Annotated in this window: 2 protein-coding genes; both read left to right on the top strand. The window is 37.8% G+C overall.

Annotation, left to right across the window (positions count from 1 at the left end):
- On the top strand, window positions 1–581 hold a 581-nt coding region (locus tag AA089_RS22755), incomplete at its 5' end, for a phosphopantetheine-binding protein (RefSeq protein ID WP_241480031.1).
- Window positions 571–3,439 (top strand): non-ribosomal peptide synthetase (locus AA089_RS22750; protein WP_053002644.1); only part of this gene is annotated, 2,869 nt, incomplete at its 3' end. The genes AA089_RS22755 and AA089_RS22750, both read left to right, overlap by 11 nt.

Raw genomic sequence — 3,439 nt, 5'->3', positions numbered from 1 at the left:
TACGCGGTTACCGTATAGAATTGGGCGAAATTGATTCCATCTTAAACAAATCCGAACACATCAAAAAAGGTGTGACGCTAGCTCAAAAAGACGATTCAGGAACTGCACGATTACTTTCGTATATCATTCCTGCCAATACGTACGATCAAGCAGAAGTACAAAGCTATCTCAGCGCAAGCTTGCCATCATACATGGTTCCTGCAATGCTCATCACATTAGATGCTTTTCCAGTTACATCAAACGGAAAAATTGACAAAAAAAATCTGCTCGCAAGAGAAACGATCGTAATCAGCACTGTTGAATATGTTGCGCCTAGAAATGAAATAGAAGAAACGTTGGCTGCCATGTGGAAAAAAGTATTGAAAATGCATAAAATAGGCGTGTACGATAACTTCTTCCAAATAGGAGGAAACTCCATCGATGTCATCAAACTGGTCGCGGAAATTCAAAAAGAATTCCAAATAGACATTCCATTGCGAGTATTATTTGATGTAAATACCATTGCTGACTTAACAAAATACATAAAACTAGTGCAACTAGAAAAAGAAGACAATCATAACTCAAAAGTATATGACTTATAATATTACCGACAAAAACTCAGATATTTTAGGCTTACTTTTGGAAGCAAAAGAACAAGGAATTACACTATTTCTTGAAGATGGACGTGTCCGACTAAAAGTAAAAGAAGGCGTAGAATTGTCAGATGATTTTCTCAAACAACTAAAAGAGAAAAAAGAGCGTATCCAGCAATTTCTTGAAAGTGAAGTAGGTCAATATCAAGACATAAGGACTTCATACATCAAAAATGAAATCAAGCCTTACGACCGAAATAGCAACGCTAAAATTCCACTATCATACGCACAAGAACGTCTTTGGTTCATAGATAAACTTCAAGGAAGTATTGCTTACCACATTTCGGGTGTTATGCGTATCAAAGGCAAATTGGACATTCAACTACTAAATGAAGCGTTAAAGTTGCTAATCAACCGACATGAAGCGCTGCGAACTGTATTTCGTGACGACGACGGAATTGGCTACCAACATGTCATGAAAAGCGATGACTTTCAGCTAACACACGTTACAAAACTTTCGGAAAATACCAACATAGCAGATTTCATCGATAAGACAACTTCACAAGCATTCGATCTAGCTAATGATTACATGCTACGAGCAACAATCGTGCAAGAAAATGAAGAAAGTCATGTCATGATTCTAGTCTTACATCATATTGCTTCAGATGGTTGGTCATTGCCAATAGTCATATCAGAATTAGAAACATATTACCAACACTTACGTGACAAAACACCTGTAAATTTACCGCCACTTCCTATACAATATACCGATTACAGCATTTGGCAACGCAACTATCTATCAGGAACAATCCTAGAAGAAAAACTTGCGTATTGGAAAGAAAAACTACAAAACGCGCCCGTATTAAATTTACCTACAGATTACGTGCGGCCAGCTGTAAAATCAACGGAAGGCGCATTACATCGTTTCAAAATTGACGCGACTACAACGGCAAAACTCAACAAAATTACAAACACGAATGGTGCAACACTATTCATGACATTATTAAGTGCTTACAAAATTCTTCTCTACAGATACACGCAACAAACCGATATAACAGTTGGTACACCAATAGCAAACAGAGAACAAGAAGAAATTGCTGGTTTAGTAGGATTTTTTATCAATACCATTGTACTCAGAAATCAACTTAACACAAATGAAGATTTCAACAGCTTGCTACAACAAGTAAAACAAACCTGTCTCTCGGCATACACGCACCAAGATGTTCCTTTTGAGCGTATTGTAGATCACTTGGCGGTCGAAAGAGATCAAAGTCGCTCACCACTATTTCAAACGATGTTTATTTTCCAAAACACAGAAGAAATAGGGGAAATGAATTTGGGGGAAAGCAGTGTAGAAACGGTAGCTACAACGCATACGACTGCGCAATTTGACTTACTATTTACAGCGATGGAAACAGCTTCGGAAATCGCCATACATATTGAATATGTAACCGCTTTATTCAAGGAAGAAACTATTGCGCGAATAGCGAAACACTTTGAAAACTTACTAAAATCAATTGCTGATCATGCAGACGATTCCATAAGTAATTTGGCAATGTTGCATACGGATGAAAAAGCGCAATTGCTCAATGATTTCAATGCCACTACTGTAGAATATCCACAGCATGAAACTATACTATCTGTATTTGCAAAGCAAGTAGCCGAACGTGGAAATGCAACGGCGTTAGTATTTGAAGAGGAAAAACTAAGCTATCAACAACTTGATGCAAGATCGAATCAAGTCGCAAACTACATAGTTTCTAAAGGTGTAAAAGCAAACGATTTTGTGCCAATCTGTGCAGAACGTTCACTCGAAATGTACATCGGAATCTTAGGAATTCTAAAAGCTGGCGCAGCGTACGTACCGATTGATACAAACAATCCTGTAGAACGTATCGAATTCATTATCAATGACATAAATGCAGAAGTTGTTTTGACAAGTTCTACACAATCAGAACTTTTTAACACTATTGAAAAAGAAATATTACATCTCGATCAGCTCGAAGCTGAACAACTATCAAGTGAAGCAGTTGCAGTAACGATAGTGCCATCACAATTAGCGTACGCCATTTACACTTCAGGAACTACGGGACTTCCAAAAGGTGTAAAAAATACACACTCAGGATTGCTAAACAGACTTTTTTGGATGCGCAATGATGTAAACATTACAGAAAAAAGTGTCTTACTTCAAAAAACACCATACGTTTTCGATGTTTCTGTTTGGGAATTATTGATGCCATTAATTACAGGTTGTAAATTGGTCATTGCAAAACCAGAAGGACACAAAGATCCAGTCTATTTGCAAAACACAATAGAAAAACATCAAGTAAGTTTAGTACATTTTGTGCCTTCCATGTTGGCAGTTTTTATCGAAACTGTTGAAGCTGAAAAATGCAGTTCGCTTCAAAACATCATTTGTAGTGGAGAAGCATTGCCAGTGCAACTTGTCAAGGATTTCAAAGCAACATTTACAAATACAAGTATTCACAACTATTACGGACCAACGGAAGCAGCAATTGATGTTACAGCGATCAACTTAACAAATAACGACTACGAAGTCACCATTCCAATCGGGAAACCCGTTGCAAACACCAACATTTACATAGTTGGCGACGATATGCAACTGAGTCCAATTGGCGTTTCAGGAGAAATCCTCATTGGCGGCATACAAGTTTCGGAAGGGTACATCAATCGTGAAGTGCTTACAAAAGAAAAATTCATCGAAAGTCCATTCAAAACAGGCGAACGCGTATACAAAACAGGCGATATCGCACGTTGGTTATCTGATGGAAACATTGCCTACATTGGCAGAAAAGACGATCAAATAAAGTTACGCGGATATCGTATCGAACTCGGAGAAATCACAG

The sequence above is a fragment of the Kordia jejudonensis genome, from assembly GCF_001005315.1.
Lineage (GTDB): Bacteria > Bacteroidota > Bacteroidia > Flavobacteriales > Flavobacteriaceae > Kordia > Kordia jejudonensis.
Note: the sequence above shows the minus strand (reverse complement) of the source record. Positions and strands in the feature narration are given on the sequence as shown.